This window comes from Corynebacterium faecium, assembly GCF_027257105.1.
GTDB lineage: Bacteria > Actinomycetota > Actinomycetes > Mycobacteriales > Mycobacteriaceae > Corynebacterium > Corynebacterium lehmanniae.
On sequence record NZ_JAPYJX010000001.1, the window covers coordinates 135,005 to 156,500 of the forward strand.

20 protein-coding genes are annotated in these 21,496 nt (G+C 65.0%); 10 read left to right on the plus strand and 10 right to left on the minus strand.

The genetic code is table 11. The features are described from left to right. Positions 1–47: 47 nt before the first annotated feature. The 4 genes from O5O53_RS00710 to O5O53_RS11655 form a co-directional block, all read right to left on the minus strand. A complete protein-coding gene (locus O5O53_RS00710; protein WP_269508132.1) occupies positions 48–1,232 on the minus strand; it encodes a GIY-YIG nuclease family protein in 1,185 nt (394 codons plus the stop codon). Continuing rightward, a complete protein-coding gene (locus O5O53_RS00715; protein WP_269508135.1) occupies positions 1,229–3,226 on the minus strand; it encodes a DEAD/DEAH box helicase in 1,998 nt (665 codons plus the stop codon). Before O5O53_RS00715 ends, O5O53_RS00710 begins: the two co-directional genes overlap by 4 nt. A gap of 1 nt (position 3,227) precedes the next feature. Further along, positions 3,228–5,939: a DNA methyltransferase gene (locus O5O53_RS00720; RefSeq protein WP_269508138.1), complete on the minus strand. Its 2,712-nt coding sequence runs from the start codon at positions 5,937–5,939 to the stop codon at positions 3,228–3,230. Positions 5,940–6,229: 290 nt separating this feature from the next. After that, entirely contained in the window at positions 6,230–6,544 is a 315-nt protein-coding gene (locus O5O53_RS11655; RefSeq protein WP_269508141.1) for a polysaccharide deacetylase family protein, read from the minus strand. 638 nt (positions 6,545–7,182) lie between these two features. Here O5O53_RS11655 and O5O53_RS11660 point away from each other — a divergent pair. Further along, the gene (locus tag O5O53_RS11660) at positions 7,183–7,920 is read left to right on the plus strand and encodes a CBS domain-containing protein (RefSeq protein WP_269508144.1); all 738 of its coding nucleotides are present in this window, start codon (positions 7,183–7,185) and stop codon (positions 7,918–7,920) included. A gap of 198 nt (positions 7,921–8,118) precedes the next feature. Here O5O53_RS11660 and O5O53_RS00735 read toward each other — a convergent pair whose 3' ends face one another. Further along, entirely contained in the window at positions 8,119–8,490 is a 372-nt protein-coding gene (locus tag O5O53_RS00735; RefSeq protein WP_269508147.1) for a PH domain-containing protein, read from the minus strand. A 175-nt stretch (positions 8,491–8,665) separates the two neighbouring features. On the opposite strand from O5O53_RS00735, the gene O5O53_RS00740 reads away from it, so the two are divergent. Next, positions 8,666–8,755 carry a short-chain fatty acyl-CoA regulator family protein gene (locus tag O5O53_RS00740; protein WP_437177828.1) on the plus strand — a complete coding sequence of 30 codons (90 nt, stop codon included), beginning with the start codon at positions 8,666–8,668 and terminating at the stop codon, positions 8,753–8,755. Positions 8,756–8,758: 3 nt separating this feature from the next. Here O5O53_RS00740 and O5O53_RS00745 read toward each other — a convergent pair whose 3' ends face one another. Both O5O53_RS00745 and O5O53_RS00750 read right to left on the minus strand, forming a co-directional pair. After that, the gene (locus O5O53_RS00745) at positions 8,759–10,165 is read right to left on the minus strand and encodes an NAD(P)H-quinone dehydrogenase (protein WP_370642116.1); all 1,407 of its coding nucleotides are present in this window, start codon (positions 10,163–10,165) and stop codon (positions 8,759–8,761) included. Positions 10,166–10,230: 65 nt separating this feature from the next. Next, positions 10,231–11,412 (minus strand): amidohydrolase, encoded by a 1,182-nt coding sequence (locus O5O53_RS00750; protein ID WP_269508150.1) that lies wholly within the window; start codon positions 11,410–11,412, stop codon positions 10,231–10,233. 149 nt (positions 11,413–11,561) lie between these two features. Here O5O53_RS00750 and O5O53_RS00755 point away from each other — a divergent pair, with 149 nt between their 5' ends. Continuing rightward, on the plus strand, positions 11,562–11,726 hold the full coding sequence (locus tag O5O53_RS00755; RefSeq protein ID WP_269508153.1) for a hypothetical protein: 165 nt from the start codon (positions 11,562–11,564) through the stop codon (positions 11,724–11,726). 11 nt (positions 11,727–11,737) lie between these two features. Here the strand turns inward: O5O53_RS00755 and O5O53_RS00760 are convergent, their stop codons facing one another. Next, entirely contained in the window at positions 11,738–12,148 is a 411-nt protein-coding gene (locus O5O53_RS00760) for a helix-turn-helix domain-containing protein (protein WP_239357045.1), read from the minus strand. Positions 12,149–12,254: 106 nt separating this feature from the next. Beyond that, positions 12,255–12,890 (minus strand): uracil phosphoribosyltransferase, encoded by a 636-nt coding sequence (gene upp, locus O5O53_RS00765; protein ID WP_239357046.1) that lies wholly within the window; start codon positions 12,888–12,890, stop codon positions 12,255–12,257. Positions 12,891–12,976: 86 nt separating this feature from the next. On the opposite strand from upp, the gene O5O53_RS00770 reads away from it, so the two are divergent. The 5 genes from O5O53_RS00770 to O5O53_RS00790 all read left to right on the plus strand — a co-directional run bounded on the left by O5O53_RS00770 (position 12,977) and on the right by O5O53_RS00790 (position 18,034). After that, complete coding sequence (locus tag O5O53_RS00770; RefSeq protein ID WP_269508155.1) at positions 12,977–13,258, plus strand: hypothetical protein; 282 nt, start codon at positions 12,977–12,979, stop codon at positions 13,256–13,258. Continuing rightward, the gene (locus O5O53_RS00775) at positions 13,255–14,325 is read left to right on the plus strand and encodes a C40 family peptidase (RefSeq protein WP_269508157.1); all 1,071 of its coding nucleotides are present in this window, start codon (positions 13,255–13,257) and stop codon (positions 14,323–14,325) included. Before O5O53_RS00770 ends, O5O53_RS00775 begins: the two co-directional genes overlap by 4 nt. 10 nt (positions 14,326–14,335) lie before the next feature. Continuing rightward, a complete protein-coding gene (locus tag O5O53_RS00780; protein WP_269508160.1) occupies positions 14,336–15,574 on the plus strand; it encodes a SatS C-terminal domain-containing protein in 1,239 nt (412 codons plus the stop codon). Positions 15,575–15,643: 69 nt separating this feature from the next. After that, a complete protein-coding gene (locus tag O5O53_RS00785; RefSeq protein WP_269508163.1) occupies positions 15,644–16,780 on the plus strand; it encodes a trimeric intracellular cation channel family protein in 1,137 nt (378 codons plus the stop codon). Beyond that, positions 16,781–18,034: a D-alanyl-D-alanine carboxypeptidase family protein gene (locus O5O53_RS00790; RefSeq protein ID WP_269508165.1), complete on the plus strand. Its 1,254-nt coding sequence runs from the start codon at positions 16,781–16,783 to the stop codon at positions 18,032–18,034. It abuts the gene before it with no gap. On the opposite strand, the gene O5O53_RS00795 is transcribed toward O5O53_RS00790, so the two are convergent. Continuing rightward, the gene (locus tag O5O53_RS00795) at positions 17,994–19,088 is read right to left on the minus strand and encodes a YhjD/YihY/BrkB family envelope integrity protein (RefSeq protein ID WP_269508167.1); all 1,095 of its coding nucleotides are present in this window, start codon (positions 19,086–19,088) and stop codon (positions 17,994–17,996) included. The two genes, O5O53_RS00790 and O5O53_RS00795, sit on opposite strands and share 41 nt — an antisense overlap. Positions 19,089–19,226: 138 nt before the next feature. Between O5O53_RS00795 and cmtR the strand changes: the two genes are divergently transcribed. After that, positions 19,227–19,586 (plus strand): Cd(II)/Pb(II)-sensing metalloregulatory transcriptional regulator CmtR, encoded by a 360-nt coding sequence (gene cmtR, locus O5O53_RS00800; protein ID WP_005291009.1) that lies wholly within the window; start codon positions 19,227–19,229, stop codon positions 19,584–19,586. Further along, positions 19,583–21,475 carry a heavy metal translocating P-type ATPase gene (locus O5O53_RS00805; protein ID WP_269508170.1) on the plus strand — a complete coding sequence of 631 codons (1,893 nt, stop codon included), beginning with the start codon at positions 19,583–19,585 and terminating at the stop codon, positions 21,473–21,475. The genes cmtR and O5O53_RS00805 overlap by 4 nt, the downstream gene beginning before the upstream one ends. The last annotated feature ends 21 nt before the right edge of the window (positions 21,476–21,496 follow it).

Consider the following 21,496-nt stretch of genomic DNA (forward strand, 5'->3'; position numbering starts at 1 on the left):
TGGTTTGGTGGCCTGGGAAACTTAAAAGCTTTCGCCGAGTCATCCAATCACTCCGACGCACAGCCCTCACCCCCAACATCAACGGGCTTCATTTGACCGACCACCGGGTCGTAGACGTACCCCACGATCTCCCCGGACATGATGAGCTCGATGGCGCGGTCGATAACCGGCAGCGGTACGACGAACCATTCGGTCGCGGCCACAGATCCGCCTACGGCATCGACTATCGACGCATCCAAGCGCACCGAAGCGAACACCCTGTGCAGCAGGTGCTCGAGCGCGGACGGGCGCAGGTTGTAGGCGCGGTAGCTGGCCACGACCTCGACGGGAGCCATGAGGTAGGTGGGGCTCTTCTCAGCGCCGGCGATACGCTTTTCCACGGGGCCGCGGGAGAAACCGATCTTGTAGAGGTCCTTCAGCGAGCGCACATCGGGGTGATCGCTGAGTGAGCGCAGGACGTAAAGGTAGCCGGTTTCCTCATCGGCATCGCCGATCTCGTCCGCGGTCATGGTCGCCCGTGTAAGTGCCTGGCCACCGGTTTCGTAGAGCCGGTTGGCTAGGGACTCGCGGTACATGGAGGATTCGGTGCCGTTTTCGAAGATTACTCGCAGGCGCGGCTTGGTCTCCCCGCGCTCGACGTTGGGCTCGTGAACCTCGGCCACGAAGCACAGCAGGCCACTGACCAGGAAGAATCTCCCCTCACGGATGCTGCTTTCGCCGGCGAAGGGGGTAAGCTTCCACGTCTCTTCGGCAAGCTCCTGGTGCTTGGCCTTGAAGTGTCCTTCGAACACGGCGAAGTCCGCGGCTTTCACGCGGGTCGCGCGCTCGCCGTCCTCGGCGGGGCTCTTGCGAGCGGGCAGGGTGGACACGTCGAAGATGTCGGGGACCGCGCCCAGGAGGTCGGAGTCACCAGCAAGGAGGTCGTCGAGCGAGGCGGGCGCGGGAGTTGCGGCCAGGAGGCCGTGCTCGTCGTGCTTGGTGAGGTCAGCGATCTTATCCGCGCTGCTGCGGATCCCCACCAGCCGCGCGCCGAGTTTGCGCTCGGCGATGTCGAGAGTGTCGGGGCTGGGTTCACGGCCGTGCTCGGAGACAAAGTCGTTGATCTCTTTGAAGGCGCGCACGAGTCGGTCGACTTCGGTGACGGGCCGGGGCTTTTCCGGCATGTCCAGTAGCCCGTCGCCGTCGGACGCTATGAGGGCGTCGAGCTGGTCAAGCAGGGGGTCGTTGCTCACTGGTGCGCTCCTTCGGGGGACTGCTGGGCTGCCTGGACGGCGGCCAGCTCAGCTCGGCGATCGGCAGCGGCTTTGCGGGCGACGAGGAGGGCGTCGGCAAGCTGGCGCTCTTCGGCGTTGTCGCTGCGACGGTCGGGCTCGCGCCCGTTGACCGCCACCCAGGACTTGACCCGTGGGTAGAGCGCGAGTGCTTCTTCCAGCGACATGTCGATTCGGGTGGCGTAGATGGTGTCGGAGATGAGCTGGAGCACCGAGGGGGTGACGGACTTGGAGAGGATCTCGAAGGCGCGCTGGAAGGGGTTGATCTTGTCGATAAGATTGATGTTGAGGTCGTCGATGTTGACAAACTGGTGCGCCATCTCGATGAATCGCTTGTCACCCACCTCGCGCACCTCGCCCGACTTGACCACCGAGTCCACCACCACGCGCTGGCGAACCTCCTCCACCTCCGCTTCGGTGAGGTCCGGGTACTGCTCGCGGATGATTTTAGGGATGAGCACCTTGTTGGTCGTCTCCGCGTCGACGCTGCCGACGGCCGCGCGGGCGAAGGTGTCGTCCTGCAGGATCTTGGCCTTGAGGTCGTTGAGGTCCGTCTCCACGATCTGCTTGACCCGGTCGGTGGAGGGCTCCTTGAGCCCAGCGATCTTGAGCACGCCGGGCTCGTTGGTGTCGTCGCCGCTCTTTTTGGCCTTGAAGTTGAAGTTCTGCGCGAGCACCTGCTCCATGAGCAGCGAGGCGGTGATCGCCTTGAGCATGTTGTTCACGGACACGGTGACCTCGCTTTGGGCAGCGTCGGGCTCGGCAAGCAGGTTGGTGAACTGCGCGTGGGTCTTGCCCTCGACGTCGCGGGTGACGCGCCCGATGATCTGGATGATCTCGGTCAGCGACGCCCTGTACCCCACCGTCAGGGCGTGCTCGGCGAAAGGCCAGTCGAAGCCCTCCTTCGCCATGCCGAGCGCGATGATGATGTCCACCGCGTCCGGATCTTTCGAGGCGACGTCGACGAGGTAGGCCAGGGTGCGGGCGCGCGCCTTCTGGTCGGTGTCGTCGACGAGGTCAGCCACGCGCAGGATCTCACCGTTGTCGCGCCGGCGCACGAGGATGATCCCGGTGTCTTCCTCCTCCCCCACGCTCTCGCCGATGGTGTCCAGGATCAGCCCGACTTCCTCGATCTTGTCCTTGGTGGATTCGCCGGAGTTGACGTTGGGGATGTGCAGGATGGTCTTCTTGTCCAAGTCCAGCACCTCACCGATGGTGTCGGTGTAGCGGCCCTGGTAGAAGTGGTGCCCGATGCCGAGGGACTTCAGGTACTCGTAGCCGTTGAGCTGGTCGTAGTAGTTGAAGGTGACGGGGGTGAACTTGGCCTCGTCACCCGGCATGAGCACGGGGATGGCGTCGCCGCGGAAGTAGGAGCCGGTCATGGCGATGATGTGGGCGTCGGAGCCGCTCATGATGTCTCGAAGCAGTGCCCCGAGGCGGCTGTTGTCCAGGTCCGCGGAGACGTGGTGGAACTCGTCGATGGCGAGCACGGTGCCGTTGAAGTCTGCCGGAGTGAGCTTTTCAAAGGCGAAGCGCAGCGTCGCGTGGGTGCACACGAGGATGGTATCGGTGCTGTTCATGAACCGGATGAACTGCTCAACCTTGCTGGCGGAGCTGCCGGGGGTGCACAGGTTGTTGCGCGGCTCGACCTCCCAGTCCGCGAAGAAGCCATGTGTGACCAGATCGGTGTTGGCAAAGGAGCCGCCGATGGAGCGCTCCGGCACCGCCACGATGACCTTGGTGCGGCCCTGGTTGTAGAGCTTGTCCAGCCCCACGAACATCAGCGCGCGCGACTTACCCGAGGCCGGCGGAGCCTTGATCAGGAGGTATTCGGCGTTGCGCTGCTCGTAGACGCGCCGCTGCATTTCGCGCATGCCGAGCTCGTTCGTGCTGACAGACGTACCCGCCTGCGCGTACTGCACCGTGACGAGATTCTCTCGCGAGTGTTTGCCCATGTTAAGCCTTCTTCCGTGACCGCTTTGCCGGTTTCGCCGCTTCCTCCGCGGCGATCATCTCCTCATACTTAGCAAAGAGGTCCGACAAGCGGTCCTCATCCGTTTCGTACGGACGTTTGGAATACAGCCCGTCCACGAAGCGGTCGATGTCCTCGTGCGCCTCCCGCAGGTTCGCGGGCATCAGGTCGGGATCGTAGAGCTGCGCCAGCGTCTTCTCGCAGTGGTACTCACGCACGTCCAAAACCCGCAGGGCTTTCTCCGTGAGCTTTTGCTTTTCGACGTCCGACAGTGCCCGAACCGGGAAGTTGTTGTAGACGATGGTGTTGGAGTAGCGGTAATCCGTCTTCATCTTGCCGCCCACAGCCCGCGCCCACACCATGTGCATACGCGAGGTGAGGAGGCCGAACAGCCACGGCTCAGCGTCGTAGACGGCGAAGGCGGCATCTGAAATTACCGTTTCAGGTCCGAGATAACCCATCGGGATGTAGTCACGGCGCTCGGAAGAGACCCTGGGGACGATGATGGAGTCGGTGGGTTTGTAGGCAGGTTGCTTAAAGCGGAGTGGCCAGTTTGCGCATTCTCGAGTCGCCTTGTCATTGCGGCTTTTTCGGAACCGTCGGATGTTCTCAATGCGGGTAGCGAGACTTGGGAATGACTCAACGGTGCCCGTGTCTGTGAGCTCCACCCAGAGGCAATACCTTTCCTTGTCGTTTATGAATTCCGAAGCCCCCATATAGCGCCGAAAATATGGTGCAGCGGCCTTTTCGAGTGCTTCTGTTTGAACCTTCTCGTCGCGAGTGAAGATGAGGTTCCCACCATCGGAGGGCTGCGACCCCCTGACCATCGAAGGAAGTTTGCTCAGATTCTGGCTCCTTCTTGAGAAATAAATGTTGGGCCCGTCGACAAGATACCCATTGATGCTTTTAGCTGGGAGCCGCAGATCGCCGTTGTAGATCCATTTCGGCTCGGACGATGTATTCCGTAGCCCAATCACCGCAACCGTCACCCCAGCATTGTGCTTCGCGTTATTTTCCCATTTAAAAGACGTGTAAGCGTATCCGATCTCTACCCCGCCCGTTAGAACCGTGGGAAACATCAGGCCGACGTGGTCTCCTTGCGCAACAGAGTTCGTCGTAACAAAAGCGAGCTGTGAGCGAGTTCCTCGTACGTAGTCTGCGCCCTTTACAAACCAGAGCGAAATGTAGTCAAGATTTCTGGAGAATTTCCGATTGCCAAAAACGAACCCGAAATCATCCTTTTGTTCTTCCGTCTGCATGCTCGAGCCCACGTACGGCGGGTTCCCGATCAGGTAAATCTCATCAGTTCCGTTGTTCGGGCACACCTCGTTCCAGTCGATGCGCGCGGCGTTACGGGCTCCGATCTGGCCGGTCTCCTTCAGCGGGATCAGCGGGATAGCTACGTCGAACAGCTGCTGGAACTCGCGGTTCATCTGGTGCTTGGCAATCCACAGCGAGAGGATGGCCACCTCGACGGCGAAGCCGTCGATTTCGATGCCGTAGAAGTTTTCGATGTTGATGGCCGATTCGTTGAATAGGGCGTCGTTAGCCCCGAGCTCGGACTGGCGCTGCAGGATTGCGTGCTCCAGGCGGCGTAGCTCCTTGTAGGCGATAACCAGGAAGTTGCCCGACCCACACGCCGGGTCGAACACCTTGATGCGCGCGATGCGCTCCAGCAGCTGCTGCAGCTGCTTCGGTTTGTCAAAAGCCGCCTCGAACTCCTCCTTCAGCTCGTCGAGGAAGAGCGGCTCGATCGTCTTCAAGATGTTGGGCACCGAGGTGTAGTGCTGGCCCAAGTTGGAGCGCTTTCCCGGGGTGACAATGGCCTGGAACATCGAGCCGAAGATGTCCGGGTTGATGTCCAGCCAGATCTGGGTGCCCAGCTCAATGAGCATTTCGCGCGCCTTCGCGGAAAAGCGCGGGACCGTCAGGTGGGAGTCCGTGCGGAAGAGACGGCCGTTGACGTAGGGGAAGTCCGCCAGGTGCGCGGGCTTGTTCGCCGGGTCCGCCTCGTCGAGGGCCGCGAAGAGATCTCTGATGAAGTCGGCGGTGTCGGAGCCGTCGTCAAGCGTGTGCGAGCCCACCGCATTGGTGAACTGATTCTCGGCGAAGATGCCCGTGTCCTCCGCGAAGTAGCAGAACAGCAGGCGCGTGAAGAAGACGTTGAGGCCGTGGCGGTTAGACGGGTCGTCGAGGAGCCCGGGGTTGGCGGAGGCAAGCTCGTCGAAAAGCTTGCCCATCTTCTCCGCCGCCTTGACGTCGGCGTGCGACTCCGCGGTGTACTGGGCCTTCTCCATACCCGCCCAGGGGAGGAAGAAGGTAAAGTGCTGGTCGATCTCGCGCAGCGCGAAGGTGCGGTTCTCCGCCGTCTTCGAGTCGAAGGCGATGACGTTTTCGTAGTCCGTGACGATGACGAAGCGCGGGCTGAACTTCACCACCGTGGGCGAAACGCGCAGCTGCTCGAGCTCGTGCAACAGGTCGCCCTCGGCCTCGCGGAAGTAGACGACGTTCTTCTGCGCCACCTCGCGATGCGGGTCGTCGGCCACGTTCAGGGAACCGTTGCGCAGGCGAGTCACGTTGCCTTTCGACCGACCATAGGCGAGGAGGAGATCGAAGATGATCTCGCGGTCATAGTGCTCGCGCCCAGCGAGGGGCTTGATGCGTTCTTCAATCGCCTTGAGGTTCAGTCGTGCCACGTCAGGTTCCCTTTTTCTTGTCAGCGTCCTCGGGAGAGCTTAGTAAAGTTGGAGTGGTCGGGAGGGGTTAGTTCCAGGTTGCGCGGGAGGAGAGCTGGAGGCGTCCGGGCAGCCTCGGGAAGCCTGGTTCGGCGAATTTCACGTAACCACAGCGGCGCCCAATAGGTGAAAGGAGTGCCCACCGTGAACCAGACTGGACTGCACCGCGCTGCGCGGTCGCGCACCGGCGCTGAGGAATCTTCCTCCGCTTCCGCGAAGACAACGGCCCGGGAGGAGGCCACCCGGCTGCGTCACGAAATCGCGATTTTGGAGGCCGAGAAGCAAATCCTGGGGGCGTTCAACGCGTTAGGGGTATAGGTGGTCTGCTGGGTGGGTTTTAGGTGAAGAACGGAAAGGCAAGAGCACGCCGTCCCCGCAATTCCGTAGGCCGAGCGGCCGTTCACCGACAGCGGCTTGCGCAGCGTCCCGTGGTTCTCAATCTGAAACAGCGGGTTGACCGCGATCTGCCGCGTCCAGTCCGGGTTGGCATCGATCCAGCGCTTGTTCCAGAACAGCGTCACCGGCACCGCCAGCTCCTGGAGGGTGGCGAGGAGGGCCGTCGACACGCGAGCCTTGCGGCCCGCCGCAGGCGTCGAAGGTGAGGGCGATCGTCTTCGGGTTCGGATCAACCGTCCGCACGTTTCCCGGCAGGCCCAGCCCTCAGTCACGGGCCCCCCGCGTTGAAGTAACGCTTCACGACGTCCGCGGGCCGCAAACTCCAGCGCACTTGTCTCGGGCGTCGGACTGACGGGAGCGGATGTGGTCGGTTCCGCGTCGCCCCGGCTGACCGGCGCCGAACACGACGCCACGCTCCACGCTGCGCATATAAACGGCATCGCCGCCTCTGCACGAAGCAGGTCGCGGCGGCTCAGGGAGCGAGGCGTGCGGACGCCCTTGCCGTCCGCTCCATCGGCACCGTCTCGGCGAGGCGCAGAGGAAAAGCCCATGGCCGTTGATCTTGTGGGACGGGGCGACGGTGCGCTCGGCGAGGCATTGGTGCCTACTCTCGGGTCGATTTATCTGATAGGCCAGATTTCGTGACAGCGCTGAAGCATTTTCAGGGACGGCTACCGAGCAGTCTCTGACCCCCAAAGAAGGTTTGGTCGCCGTTCAGCCGTCGCGGCTAAGAAACCAAGCTGCGCGAGGTATTGAGGCTCATTCCAACACGCCCACCCGGCACGGGCGTCAAGGTACTATCCACTTCGTGCACGAGAACGGATCAAAGACGCTTTTCGCCAGTGGTCTCCACAACACCGATCGATTTATAAACCACGTGGAGGAAATCCAACGGCTACTAGCAGATCGGTACGGAATCAAATTCAGGAACTTCGGCGAGGCACTCAAGTACGCGGAAGAACAGCGGCATCCCGTTGTCTCCAAGCACAGCAGCGATTTTGATGTGCTGAGAGAAACGCGCAATATCATTCAGCACTCTCCACGCAATAGTGGCCAGGCTGTCGTCGTTCCGTCCGACTGGGTCCTGAACACAGCTCAGAAACTCCTTAACAAGATGGCTAATCCCGTCCGTGTGAAAGAAGTCATGGTCCAGCCCGAGCATTGCTTTACTAGCGACGAAATTCACCGGGTTCTCAAGACAATAGTGGAAAAAAACTATTCTCAGCTTCCTGTCTTCGAGAATGGCCGCTACATCTCACTCCTCACAACCAATGGGATCGCACGCTGGGTTGCAGACGCTGCGGATACTTCCGGGGACATTCTTCTCGGTGTAGCAGAAGTACAGGAGGTCCTGGGCTCAGTAGAGAGTGGCGAAAATCCGCGATTCGTGCGCCCCACCGACTCGATAGCGAGACTCTTGGAACTGTTCACCAGCCCTGAGTATCAAAGTGATTGCGTTTTGGTAAGCGACACAGGCCACCAGAGTGGCAATCTTCTCGGGTTGGTTACAAAGTTTGATCTTCCGCGAATTTACGCAATGCTGTAATCGGAGACGCTGCAGTTTTGGCGAAGCAATCCACGCTTCGTCGACTTTCCCACCAACTCTTCGCGTGTCAGCAACCAGTTTGGTCCGCGTAGCAACCGGCTAAAGGAGGGCCTAACGTAGGCAATTCCTTGCGCCGCCTCCGCCTCACCGCAGCCTCTGCCCCGGAGGCGTAGCTGGCGGTTTCCCCGAGCCGCCGCGCTACTTCGCCCCCAACACGGCCTGGCTGATCAGCATGTCGATGCGGCGCACGTCGAGGTCACGGCCGATTTTGATCTTGACCTTGCCGGCGCGGGTCCACAGCTCGATCTCCGCGTTGAAGTCGAGCGTGCCGGCGTTCTCGGTGGACCACATGTTGATGGCCGAGTACGGCAGCGAGTAGACCTCCACCTTCTTGCCGCGGATGCCCTGCGCGTCGCGGACGATGAGGCGGTGGGTGGTGAAGATGGCGCTGTCGCGGAAGGTCTTGAAGGCAGCGACGGCCTGCTCGCCGGGCACGAGCATGGTGGCGACGTCATCGGGGATGGGCGTCTCCGCGACGAAAGTCCACTCGGTGATGGCTGCGGTTTCCATGTGTTCTCCTCTTCAGACGGATACTCGAATTAGTCCTGTTCGCGGTAGGAGCGCTCCGCGCGCCTTTGGCGCTCGGCCGTCCAATCGTTGCCCGCGATCGCCGACATCATACGGCGATCGGAGGTGATGACGTCGTGAAGCTTGCGCGCGATGAGATAGACCGTACGGGCTCGATGTGGACCCGGCCTCGGCAATGCCGATCGGGCCGGGGTGCGCCGCCTGCCCGCGCACAAACTGCCCGCAACGGGCGTTTCCTGCCTGGTAGCGCCTAATCCAGATCGGTGTTGGTGACCAGGCGGCGCGCTGCCTCGGTGATGGAGCCGGACAGCGACGGGTAGACCGCCATGGAGCCGGCGAGCTGGCGCACGGTGAGGTTGTTGGCCACGGCGATGGTCAGCGACAGGATCAGCTCGGAGGCGGTCGGCGCGACGATCACGCCGCCGAGCACCTGGCCGGAGCCCTTGCGGGCGAAGATCTTGACAAAGCCGTACTGCAGCGAGCGCATCTTCGCACGCGGGTTGGTCGCCAGCGGCAGCTTGTAAATGTCCGCGTCGACCTCACCGTCGCGGATCTGCTGCTCCGTCACGCCGACTGCGGCGATCTCCGGGCGGGTAAACACGGCGTTGCCCACCGTCTTCAGGCGGATCGGGGTGACACCCTCGCCGAGCGCGTGGTCCACCGCGATGCGGCCCTGCTGCGCGGCCACGGACGCCAGCGGCATCAGGTCGGTGCAGTCGCCGGCGGCGTAGATGCCGGAAACGTTAGTGCGGGAGACGCGGTCGACGTGGATGTGACCGGACGGGGTGACCTCCACGCCCGCGGCCTCCAGATTGAGGTCGGCGGTGTTCGGGATGGAGCCGATGGACATCATCACGTGCGAGCCCTCGATGGCGCGGCCGTCGGTGGTGTGCACGACCACGCCGTCGCCGGTGTTTTCCACGCGCTCCACGCGGGCGTCCTTTTCCAGCTGCACGCCGCGGTCCGCCAGCACGTCCTCGAGCACATCGGCGGCGTCGGCGTCGTCGTGAGGCAGAATGCGGTCGCGCGAGGCCACCATGGTCACCTTCACGCCGAGCTCGGCGAACGCGGAGACGAACTCCGCGCCGGTGACACCGGAGCCAACCACGATCAGGTGGGTGGGCAGGTCCTTCAGGTCGTACATCTGGCGCCAGTTGAGGATGCGCTCGCCGTCCGGCTCCGCGCCCTTGAGCACGCGCGGGCTCGCGCCGACGCACACGAGCACCATGTTGCAGGTGATGGTCTCCGTCGACCCGTCCGCAGCCTCGACCTCGATGTTGTGGGTGGTGTGGCCCTTCTGCTCGTCCGCGAAGCGGGCGCGGCCCTCGATGAAGCGCACGCCGCCCTGCTCCAGCTGCGCGCGGATGTCGTCCGACTGCTTGCCGGCGAGCGACTTCACGCGCTCATTGAGCGCCAACAGCGACAGCTTCGAATCCCCGAGCGCGTGGCTCAGTCCCATGTCGTCCGCGCGGCGCAGGTCGTTTTTGATGTTCGCGCCCGCAATAAAGCTTTTCGACGGCACGACGTCCTTCCGGATCGCTGAGCCGCCCGCGCCGCTGTCCTCGACAATGGTGATGTCCGCACCGTACTTGGACGCCATCAGCGCAGCCTCGTAGCCGCCCGGGCCTCCACCGATGATGACGATCTTCTTGGACAAAACAGCACTCCTCATGGGTCGGGTGACAGGGAACCAAACTGGGAGACAGTCTACCCAGAGAACATCTATTCTTCGCCCGGGCGGAAGTACTCCTCCACGATGGAGCCGAACAGGCGAACGCCGGCGCCGAGCGCGCGCTCGTCCACGTTCAAATTGCCCTGGTGCAGATCCTGGTAATCGCCCTCCCCACTCCAGGCGCCGAGGCGCATCATCGCACCAGGCACGTGCTCAAGGTACCAGGAGAAGTCTTCCCCGCCGCTGGATTGCGGGGCGGACACCACCGACTGCGGGTCCACCGCGCGCGCTGCCTCGACGGCCAGCGCTGTCGCGGCATCGTCGTTAAGCACAGGCGGCACCCCACGGATGTAGTCCAGGTGGTAGGTGCAGCCCGTCGGCGCGACAACCAGGTCGATGAGGTCTGTGAGCAGGTCCTCGATCTCGCGCCAGGTGGTGATGTCTGCGGTGCGCAGCGTGCCCTCGATAAGGCCCCGCTTCGGAATCGCGTTGGCGGCGTCGCCCGCCTCCGCATGCCCGAACACCAACACCGTTCCCGTGCGCGGGTCCACCCGGCGTGACAACAGCCCCGGCAGCTGGGTGATAAGCGCGCCCATGGCGTAGACCACGTCCGCGGTCAGCTGCGGGCGGGAGGTGTGCCCGCCGGGGCCGTGGACCTCGATGCGGATGACGTCGGACGCCGAGGTGATCGCACCGGTGCGCACGCCGATCTCGCCGACCTTGATGTGCGGCTCAGCGTGCACAGCGTAAATCGCGGCAACACCCTCGAGCCCGCCCCACTTGATCACGTCCAGGGCGCCGCCGCCCATGACCTCCTCCGCGGGCTGGAAGATGATGCGCACCGGGTGCTCCAACTCCACCGTGGACAGCGCGCAGGCGAGCGCCAAGGCGACGCTGGTGTGGATATCGTGGCCGCAGGAGTGGGACACGCCCGGGTTGGCCGATGCGAAACTCAAGCCCGTCTGCTCCGGAACCCGCAGCGCGTCGATGTCCGCCCGGAACGCCAGGCGCTTGCCCTCTGCTGGACCGAGGTCCACGTACAGGCCGGTGCCCGGGAAACGCACCGGGTGCAAGCCGTAGCTCTCCAGCGTCTCCGCCAGAAAATCGGTGGTGGAGACCTCCTCGTTGGACAGCTCCGGGTGGGAGTGGATGTGGCGGCGCCAGCCGATCACGCGTTCCTGGTTTTCGCTGAACCAGCGATCCACCGCAGCGGCGATACCGGCGTTATCCACGTGCGCTCCCCTTTTTTTGTCATCTTCGGTTATCGGGTTTTGCTGACAAGAGTGTACGCGCACCTGCCGCAAAGTAGACAAAGCGGTGCGGAAGGTGTTGTTACGGTGGCTCACATGAGACCGACTACTCCCAGGAGACCCGCGCGGAGATGGCCGAAGAGGGCGTAAGCGAGGCGGACGTCGAAGCCGCACTCGCCGCCGCCCGCAACGGCGAGGCCGAGGTCGAGTGGGACAACGGCTACTGGGAAATTGAGTGGCGCGACATCAAGGTCGACATCAACGCCGACGGCCTGGTGCTCGACGCCGACCGCTAGACCACGGGCCGCTAGAACGCCGGCGTACCCTGCGGCGCGCCGCGGCGCAGGTACGTGTCGTGGAACCTGGCGGTGTCCTGCGCGCTGCGCGGCCACTGGAACCGGATCGGCGCCGGGGCATCCATCCCAGACGCCTCAGACATCAGGAAACAGCCCTCGACGTTTTCCGCCGCGCCGGGCAGCAGCGCCGCCGGCGGCACCTGCAGCGCGGAGGCGAGCCGGTAGCACGTGCTCAAGGTGGGGTCGGCCACCTTGGAGTTGTAGTCGTTGCGCTCCAGATTCGAGATCAGCGAGCGCGACACGCCCGCCAGCTCCGCCAGGCGTGTTTGGCTCAAGCCCCGCATGAGCCGGATGGCGCGCACGCGCTCCCCCAGCCCGAGTGCGTAGCTCGCCCAGTGCGATTGCGGCAGTACTTCCCCCATGGTCTTTCCCCCGTATTTGTCGGCGCTCCCCAAAGCGGTCAACCAGTTACGCCACGCAATGTAGCGCGGGATTGACGGCGGCGCTACCGGAGGAACGTCGACAAGCTTAAAGCTCGATGTTGCGCGGGCCGTAGAGACGATCGCCCGCGTCGCCCAGACCAGGGACGATGTAGGCGTCCTCGTTGAGCGACGGGTCGATGGTGGCGGTGACCAGGCGCACCGGTCCGCCGTGGGCCTCCAGCCTGTCTACGCCCGGCTGCGCAGAAACCATGCAGATGCACGTGATGTCGTCCGCGCCGCGCTCAACCAGCAGGTCGATGGCGTGCAGCAACGAGCCGCCGGTGGCCAGCATCGGGTCCACCAGGAACACGGGCTGGCCCGACAGGTCCTGCGGCAGGGCCTCCAGGTAGGGCACCGGCTCGTGGGTAGTTTCGTCGCGCGCAAGCCCGATGAAGCCCACCTGCGCGTCCGGGATCATCGACAGCGCCGGGTCGACCATGCCCAGGCCCGCGCGGATGATCGGCACGATGATCGGCGGGGTGGCAAGGCGCGCGCCGCGGGCGGTGGCGACGGGGGTTTCGGTGTCGAACTCCTCCACCTTGAGGCCGCGCGCCGCTTCGTAGATGAGCATCGCGCCCAGGTCCGCCAGCGCCGCACGGAACGCCGCGTTGTTGGAGCGCTTGTCGCGCATGATGGTCAGGCGGGATGCGGCAAGGGGGTGGTTGACAACCGTGATATCCATGCGGCTCATGCTAGTTCACTCCGCGGGGCGCGGAAATTTTTTGCGCCCCGAGGGAACCGGGACGGTGGTTTCAGCGTCCAATGGCCATGACTGTTTTTCACATTGATTCCGCCGCCGTATCCGCCATGACCGATTCGCTGCGCGACGACGCAGCACGTTTGCAATTGCTTAACGACGTCTCCGTGCCCCGCACCTGGCCCCTCGGCGAATTCAGCGCCGCGGTGACCGAGTCCATCGCCAAAGCGAACACGGACGCTGAGGCGCTGCGCGCCGAGGCCCACCGCATCGCAGAGGCGATGGACCTGGCGGTCGACGCCGCCGCGGCCGTTGACGCCTGCACCTGCCAGAAACTGGGGGCGACGCTATGAGCCCCCTGAAGACCGACGTTGGTAGCGCAATCGACCTGTTGCACCGTTTCGCCGGCCCGGGCGGCGCCAGCCTGGACGTCCACGGCACAGCCAGCATGCTGGCAAGACTTTTGCCCTTTGATCTGCCCACCCTGCCGGGCTTCAGCATGCCGGACTTCAAGGATTTCGACCCGCTGGCCGCCGTGGCCAACACGTCCGGGGCATCGCGCGTCGGCGCCGCGGCAGACCTGGCGGACTACCGCGCAACGATCAGCGACGGGGTGCTGCGCGGCGGTGTGCTGATTGGCAGCGCCGCCTTTGATCTGGCCACCATTGCCGGAGGGCTCGTCAACAAGGCGGTGGCGGCGCCCGCGATCGCCGCCTCGCCAGCGGGCCTCATCGGCGCCGCCGCCTACGTGGCCGGAATCATCGCCGACGCCATCGCTGACGCCATGAAAGTGCTTGATGCACTGGAAAAAGAACTTCGCCAAATCGCGGACACGCTCACCTCCGCCACTTCCGCAGCGTCAGACCGCGTCATGCCCGGCGCCGGCCCGGCGACCGAGAAAGCCCACGGGGAGTTGCAGCGCCTCGCCTCCCTGGTCGCGCCTGCTGCCGAAGCGGCGCCTGCACCCGCGCCGCCGGCGGTGAAACCGGCCTCCGCCGTCGCCCCGCCACCACCGCCGGAACCTGCTGCAGCGGCTGCCCCACCGCCGGTACCTGCTCCGGCGCAAGAGTCGGGATCCGCTGTCGGCGCAGCCGCCGTCGAAGCCGCGAAAAGCCAGATCGGAACCCCGTACGTGTGGGGCGGGGCCGCACCCGGCGGCTTCGACTGCTCCGGGTTGACCTCCTGGGCGTACCAGCAGGCGGGTCTGGAAATCCCGCGCGTCGCCGCGGACCAGGCCGTAGGCAGGCAGGTGTCGTATCAAGAGTTGCAGCCGGGGGATCTGGTGCTGTGGTCCGGGCACGCCGCCATGTACGCGGGTGACGGGATGATGATCGAGGCGGGCAGCCCCGTGCAGATGAACCCGGTGCGCACAGAGAATCTGGGCATGACCTTCCGCGGATTCTGGAGGCCGACCGGCTAAAGTTTCCCGCATGACTACGCGCGCGATTCTCCCCGTCAAGATCTCCCTGACCGAGGGCGACTTCTACACCCTGTGGGCACCCACCTGGAAAGAAAAGGGCAGCGAGTGGCAGGCCTTCCTCGGCGACGACCAAGCCGTGCTGGCCTTCCACTCCCCCGAGGAGCTCCTGGCCTACCTGGAAACGACCAACGCCCACGACCTGGCGGACCACCCAAAGTGGCAGGAGTTCCAGGCCCAGGGCGACGACCGCGTGGTGCCCAACGACAAGCAGTACTTCGACATCATCGGCGCACCCGAGTTCCTGGCCGGCCGCCCGAGCCACGAAAACGTCTCGCGCCTGTCGCGCGTGTTCCAGATCTCCCGCTCCCTGGCGGACGTCGCCTCCGCGGAGCAGGCGCAGATTTTCTTCGCCTCCCACTCCATCCTGGGCAACGTCAGCCGCGGCTCTGACCACTACGCGGGCGAAAACGGCCTGTCCGAGTGGTCCGGTGTCGGCCGTGTGGTGCTGGCGAACTGGGAGAATGTGGTCAAGTCGTTGGACGAGTCTGTCCGTGTCGTCGATACGCAAGAGCTCGATGCCGAGCGCGTCGCAGCCGCAGGCACCGCCATCGCCGCCGCCACCGAAGCCCGCGCCGCTGCCGCCGAGCAGGCGCGCGCGGACGAGGAGGCCCGCGCTGCCGCGGAAGACCCGTACGACTCCTCCGCGTGGGGCCGCGCCGGCATCGACCCGGTGAAGGTCTCCATCCAGGGCCAGAGCGTGTACACGCTGCGCACCTACCTGCGCGGCGCCCCGGTGTTCTTGGGCAAGTACGGCGAGATCATCACCTTCCCGTCCACCAAGCACCTGGGCCGCTGGATCCTGGAAAACGACGACCACGACCTGGCTGGCGTGTCCACCTGGCAGGACCTCATCGACACCGCCAACGCCGGCGAGCTGAAGGTGGAGGTCCACCCGGACAACTCCTACTCCTTCAACGGCATCGCAGCCGACATCAACAAGGGCACCGACGCGGTGGACACCGCACAGATGTCCAAGGCTTACGAGCTGCTCGCGGACGCCGCGGACTGGGCGAACGATGATTCGCTGAACTCCCTGCTTCTGGCCAACCCACGCATGCAGGACTACCTGGCGTACATGCTGGGCTCCACCCGCGCCGCAGGCTACGTGCCGTCCGCGCCGTTCACCGATAAAGCGGAGGCGTGGACCGAGATGGAAAACCAGCTGATCAAGCGTTTCTCCAAGTTCTAAACCGCTTCGCCGTTGCCCCTGGGCATCCCAACATGCCCGACAAACGTGCCACCTTTACAATTTCCAGCTATGGCAGTGGACCAGGTCGACCCCCTCATCAGCTCCATCTATCACTGGATGGACGTCTCCGGCGTGCTACTGATGGGCATCATCGGCGGCACCCTGGCACGCCAGCTCGGCTACGACATCGTGGGCTTCTTCTTCATCGCGATGCTCTCCGCCCTCGGCGGCGGCATGTTGCGCGACGTGCTGATCAACGAGGGCACCGTCGCCGCGATGAGCCAGCCGGAGTACCTGATCCTGGCGTTTACCGGCGCGCTGATCGCCCGGTTCACCTACTTCAAGGGCAAAGCGTGGGAACTATTGCAGTCCCACGGCGACGCGCTGGTGTCCTCCCTGTGGGCGGCCACCGGCGCCTCCAAGGCCATCCAGTACGGCCTGCCGGTTTTGCCCACGATCATGATGGGCGTGTTCACCGCCACCGGCGGCGGCATGATCCGCGACGTGGTCACGGGCCGCGAACCCAGCGTGTTCGGCGGCAACCAGCCCACCGTCATCCCTGCGGTAGCGTGCGCGGTGATCATGCTGGTGGGCAACGCCACCGGCTACCCGGCGCTCGGAATGGTCATCGGCCCCGTGGTCAGCTTCGCGTTGTTCCTCGCCGGCTACTGGGGCAACTGGCGCATCTCCACGGACTCCGAGTTCGCGCCGGTGAACACCACCGTGAACATGACGGCCACCCAGGTGGCGCACCTGGCCAAGAAGGCGGAGAACAAGTCCCGCGCCGTGGCCCGCGGGCTGGAGCCGACGCGGGTGCGTTCCTGGCGCCACCGGCAGATGGAAAAGGCGCTGCAGCGGCGCATCGAGGCGGAGATCCGCAAGGGCAAGCGCCCGGCGGAGGCGGTCAGCGACGCGGACGATTTCCTCACCGAGTTCACTACCCAGTTCCCCGCCATCGACGCTGAGGTGCTGGCGGAGGCCGTGGGCACCACGCCGCAGGAAGCTGCGGAAGACGAGAGCCTCTTCGACAGCATCGGCGTGGATTTGGCCGGCGATTCCTACGAGGACGAGGCCGCGGAGGAGCCGGACCCGGCCGAGACGGAGGCGATGCACGCCGACATGCTGGATATCATTCTCTCCGACGAGGTCCTCACCGACGAGCTCATCGAGCGGCTCGCGGCCCGCTACGACCAGAAGGATTCCTAGATGAAGCGTGCGCTCGCAGCTGCCACAGCATTGAGCTTTTGCTTTGCGACGGCAGCTCACGCCCAAGACGCCGAAACCCCGACCGAAGCCACCTCCTCGGCCGGCCCGACCGTCGGCTACTACGACGAGGGCGGCAACTGGATCCCGCCCAGCCGCGGCCGCGCCCCCGACACCGACAACTGCCCGCAGGCCACGTGGCCGCCGGAGCCGGTGTCCACCTCCGAGCGCGCCGCGTCCTCCCCTTCCCCGCTGCCCGTGCTTTTCGACGGCCCCTGCGGCATCACCGCAGCCGACGGCTACCAGGTCCCCGACGGCGTGGTCGCCTCCTCCTGGCTGGTGGCCGACCTAGATTCCGGCGACGTGGTGGCGATGAAAGACCCGCACGGGCGCTACCGGCCCGCCTCCATCATCAAGGTGCTGCTCGCGCTGACCGTGATCGACGAGCTGCCGCTGGACCAGAAGGTCCCGGTCTCCGCGGAATCCGCCGGCCAGGAAGGCTCCGCCGCCGGCATCGGCGAGGGCGGCGACTACACCGTCGAAGACCTGCTCACCGGCCTGCTGCTGTCCTCGGGCAACGACTGCGCACACGCGCTCGCCCAGGCCCTCGGCGGCGACGAGCTGGCGCTGGGCAAGGTCAATGCGCTGGCCAAGAAGCTCGGCATGTCGGACACCCGCGCGACGTCGTATTCCGGCCTAGACGGCGCTGGCATGTCCACCTCCGCCTGGGACATGGGCCTGGCCTACACCGCGGCGTTTGCCGACCCCACCTTCACCCGCATCGTGGACACGGAGCACACCACCTTCCCCGGCTTCGACGACCTGCCGCCGTTCGAACTGTGGAACGACAACCAGCTCTACCTCAACGACCCGGACGGCATCGGTGGCAAGACCGGCTACACCGACGACGCGAACCACACGTTCGTCGGCGCCGTGAACCACGAGGGCCGCCGTCTCGTGGCGGTTGTGCTGGACACGTCGGCCTACGACCACCGCCCCTGGGAGCAGGCGCAGATGCTTCTGCACGAGGCGTATGGGGTGCGAAGCTCCGTCGCAAAGCTTGAGCCCCTGAGCGAAAAGACCCCCGAAACGACAATGGCCGCCCCCACCCCCGAAGCTGCGCCTGAGCAGGCTGGGGAGGAGACGACCTGGAACCGCTGGTGGTCCTACCTGATTGTGGTGGCCGTGCTCGCGCTTGCCGCGCTGGCCACCGCGTTTAGTCTCGGGACAGCAGAGAAACCACGCCGACGCCGATAGCGCCCAGCGCCGCGCCGACCCCCAGCGCCTTGCCGGAGGCGTTGGACTCGTCCCTGCCGCGAACCGCACCCGCGCGGACGTTGATCACGGCCGGCTCCGGCACCTCCGCCGGCGCCATCGCGAGCGACTCGTCGGTGGTGGCAGTCCACGCCGCGACGTAGAGCACCACGCGCCAAATCAGGTACAGCATGACCATCAGGGTGATGATCGGGCCGAAGATCGCACCCGCCGGGTTGCCGGTGGCCGAGGAAATGACCAGGCCGGCGAACTGCTGCAGGATGGCGAAGATGACCGCGCCGAGCAGCGCGCCCTTCAGACCGGACTTCGCCGGGACCTTCGTGCGCGGCATGTACATGTTCACCCACAGCATGACCAGGAAGCTGGCCAAGACGCTGACCAGGAAGCCGACAACCCACACCACCGCGCGGGAGCCCGGGAAATCGCCGATGCCCAGGCGGTCCATGGCGGTGCTGGTCCAGCTGGACAGGCCCACCGCGGTCACCGCCGCGGCGACCAGGAACAGCACGATCAGCACGATCAGGCCGACCAGGTCCGCGAGCTTCTTGGTCACGAAGTTGCCGCCCTCATTTGCGTCCACCTTCCACATCGCGGACACGCCGACGCGCAGGTTGTTCATCCACCCCAGGCCGGACCACAGGGTGGTGAGCAGGCCGATGCCGGCCACGGCGCCGCGCTGGTCGATGGCGGTCTCGACCAGCTCGTTGACCATGTCGCCCAGATCCCCGTCCAGGGAGTTGGCGATCTGGTTTTGGATGTCGTCCATCAGATCTGGGCGGGCGTTGAGGAAGAAGCCGAGTCCCGCGAAGACCAGCATCAGCAGCGGGAACAGCGCCAGCACCGAGAAGTAGGTGATGCCGGCGGCCATCTGGTTGCCGCCCTGCGCCCCGAAGCGGTCGTTCATGCGCAGCACGTGGCCGGCGGCGGGAGACTTCTTCTCCACCTTCGCCTCAAAGCCGCCCTTCTGCTGCTTCGAGGCACGCTCAATGCCGTGTTCGTCGGTGTACGCCTTGCGCGGCGCGGTCGAGGTAGCCATCGACGTCCCTTCAACTATGTGTCATTTACCAAACACATCGTAGAGGAGGCTGTGCGATGGCGGGGCGGCGCGGGGTCGGGGCGTCGGCAGGCCCTTCGCACCTTTCGTCAGTTCAGCACATGCTGTATAGTTCAGCTCATGCTGACTATTGCTTCGCGCCTCGACGTTATGAACCGGCTCGGCCGGGCCATGGCGGATCCGACGCGTTCCAGAATCCTGATGACACTACTCGATGGCCCGAGCTACCCGGCCGTACTCTCGCGCGACCTGGGCCTGACCCGCTCAAACGTCTCGAACCACCTGACCTGCCTGCGTGACTGCGGCATCGTCGTTGCCGAGCCGGAGGGCCGCAAGACACGCTACGAAATCGCCGATCCGCACCTCGCGGCAGCGCTCAACGCGCTGGTGAACGCGACGTTGGCTGTCGACGAAAACGCCCCGTGCATCGACCCTGAGTGCTCGGTGCCCGGCTGCGGCGAGAAGGGAGAGGACGCATGAGCTCGGCGTGTGGATGCGAACACGACCCCGCCACGGAGATCGAAGAGCTCGATCGGCCATGGTGGAAGGACCCCGAGTTGCTGCTGCCGATCTTCTCCGGCGTAGCCCTCTGCATAGGCCTGGCGCTGGGCTGGTCCGGGCTAGCGACACCCGCGACAGTACTGTTCTGGGTCGGCCTGCTGCTCGGGGCGTATACGTTCGCGCCCGGCGCGATCCGGAACCTTGTCACGAAGCGCAAGCTCGGCATTGGTTTGCTGATGACAATCAGCGCGGTCGGCGCGGTAATCCTCGGTTACGTCGGAGAGGCCGCGGCGCTAGCGTTCCTGTACTCGATCGCCGAGGCGCTGGAAGACAAGGCGATGGACCGGGCGCAGGGCGGGCTGCGGGCACTGTTGAAGTTGGTACCGCAGACCGCGACGGTGCTGCGCGACGGCACGTCGGTCGAGGTCGCAGCGAAGGACCTCGTGACTGGCGAGCTTATGCTCGTGCGCCCCGGAGAGCGGATCGCCACGGACGGCATCATTCGGTCTGGGCGCTCCAGCCTTGACACCTCAGCGATCACCGGAGAATCCATTCCGGAGGAGGTTGCGCCCGGCGACGAGGTGCCCGCGGGAGCGATCAACTCCGCCGGTGTGCTGGAAGTCCAGACGACCGCAGCTGGAACGGACAACTCGCTGACCACACTCGTGGACCTGGTCGAGCAGGCGCAGGCGGAAAAGGGCGACCGCGCCCGGATCGCCGACCGGATTGCCCAACCCCTAGTGCCCGGGGTGATGATCCTGGCGGTGCTAGTCGGCGTGATCGGCTCGCTGCTGGGCGACCCCGAGACGTGGATCACCCGTGCGTTGGTGGTTCTGGTCGCAGCGTCGCCGTGCGCGCTGGCAATCTCCGTGCCGCTGACGGTCGTGGCCGCGATCGGCGCGGCCAGCCAGTTCGGCGTGGTCATCAAGTCTGGCGCGGCGTTCGAGCGGCTCGGCGGCATCCGTCACCTGGCGGTGGACAAGACCGGAACCCTCACCCGCAACCAGCCCGAGGTTACCGGCGTGGTCCCGGCAGACGGGTTCGATCGGGCGCAGGTGCTTACTTTCGCGGCGGCAGTTGAGCAGCAATCGACGCACCCCCTCGCCGCGGCGATCGCGGCAGCGGGGCCCGAAGCGCCCGCCGCCCAGGACATCAGCGAGGAAACCGGGCACGGCATCAGCGGCACCGTCGAAGGCCGACGGGTGCTGGTCGGCAGCCCCCGGTGGATCGACGCCGGGCCACTGAAGGCAGACGTTGAGCGCATGGAGTCCGAAGGCCAGACCTGCGTCCTAGTCACCGTCGATGACGCTCTCGCCGGAGCGATCGGTGTCCGCGACGAGCTGCGTCCCGAGGTTCCCGAAGCCGTGCAGACCCTGCGCGCCAACGATGTGGAAGTGAGCATGCTCACCGGCGACAACACTCGCACCGCCCGGGCGCTGGCTGAAATCGCCGGAATCGACGACGTGCGCGCCGAGCTGCGCCCTGAGGACAAGGCAAGCATCGTCGCCGAATTTTCCTCCAAGACACCGACGGCGATGATCGGCGACGGCATCAACGACGCGCCGGCACTGGCGGGCGCGACGGTGGGCATAGCAATGGGAGCGACCGGCTCTGACGCCGCGATCGATTCCGCTGACGTCGCCTTCACCGGCCACGACCTCCGACTGATCCCGCAAGCGCTGCAGCACGCCCGCCGAGGCAGCAGGATCATCAACCAGAACATCGTGCTGTCTCTGGCCATCATCATCGTGTTGATGCCGCTTGCGATCAGCGGCGTGCTGGGCCTGGCTGCGGTCGTGTTGGTTCACGAGGTCGCTGAAGTCATCGTCATCTTGAACGGCCTGCGGGCCGCACGAGCGAAGCGCTGAGGCTACGCCGGAAGCGGACCC

Excerpts from the sequence above, each read along its gene's own strand:
- O5O53_RS00715 (WP_269508135.1), bottom strand. The coding sequence starts at position 3,226 with ATGGGCAAACACTCGCGAGAGAATCTCGTCACGGTGCAGTACGCGCAG.
- O5O53_RS00735 (WP_269508147.1), bottom strand. The coding sequence starts at position 8,490 with ATGGAAACCGCAGCCATCACCGAGTGGACTTTCGTCGCGGAGACGCCC.
- O5O53_RS00755 (WP_269508153.1), top strand. The coding sequence starts at position 11,562 with ATGGCCGAAGAGGGCGTAAGCGAGGCGGACGTCGAAGCCGCACTCGCC.
- O5O53_RS00760 (WP_239357045.1), bottom strand. The coding sequence starts at position 12,148 with ATGGGGGAAGTACTGCCGCAATCGCACTGGGCGAGCTACGCACTCGGG.
- upp (WP_239357046.1), bottom strand. The coding sequence starts at position 12,890 with ATGGATATCACGGTTGTCAACCACCCCCTTGCCGCATCCCGCCTGACC.
- O5O53_RS00770 (WP_269508155.1), top strand. The coding sequence starts at position 12,977 with ATGACTGTTTTTCACATTGATTCCGCCGCCGTATCCGCCATGACCGAT.
- O5O53_RS00775 (WP_269508157.1), top strand. The coding sequence starts at position 13,255 with ATGAGCCCCCTGAAGACCGACGTTGGTAGCGCAATCGACCTGTTGCAC.
- O5O53_RS00780 (WP_269508160.1), top strand. The coding sequence starts at position 14,336 with ATGACTACGCGCGCGATTCTCCCCGTCAAGATCTCCCTGACCGAGGGC.
- O5O53_RS00785 (WP_269508163.1), top strand. The coding sequence starts at position 15,644 with ATGGCAGTGGACCAGGTCGACCCCCTCATCAGCTCCATCTATCACTGG.
- O5O53_RS00790 (WP_269508165.1), top strand. The coding sequence starts at position 16,781 with ATGAAGCGTGCGCTCGCAGCTGCCACAGCATTGAGCTTTTGCTTTGCG.
- O5O53_RS00795 (WP_269508167.1), bottom strand. The coding sequence starts at position 19,088 with ATGGCTACCTCGACCGCGCCGCGCAAGGCGTACACCGACGAACACGGC.
- cmtR (WP_005291009.1), top strand. The coding sequence starts at position 19,227 with ATGCTGACTATTGCTTCGCGCCTCGACGTTATGAACCGGCTCGGCCGG.
- O5O53_RS00805 (WP_269508170.1), top strand. The coding sequence starts at position 19,583 with ATGAGCTCGGCGTGTGGATGCGAACACGACCCCGCCACGGAGATCGAA.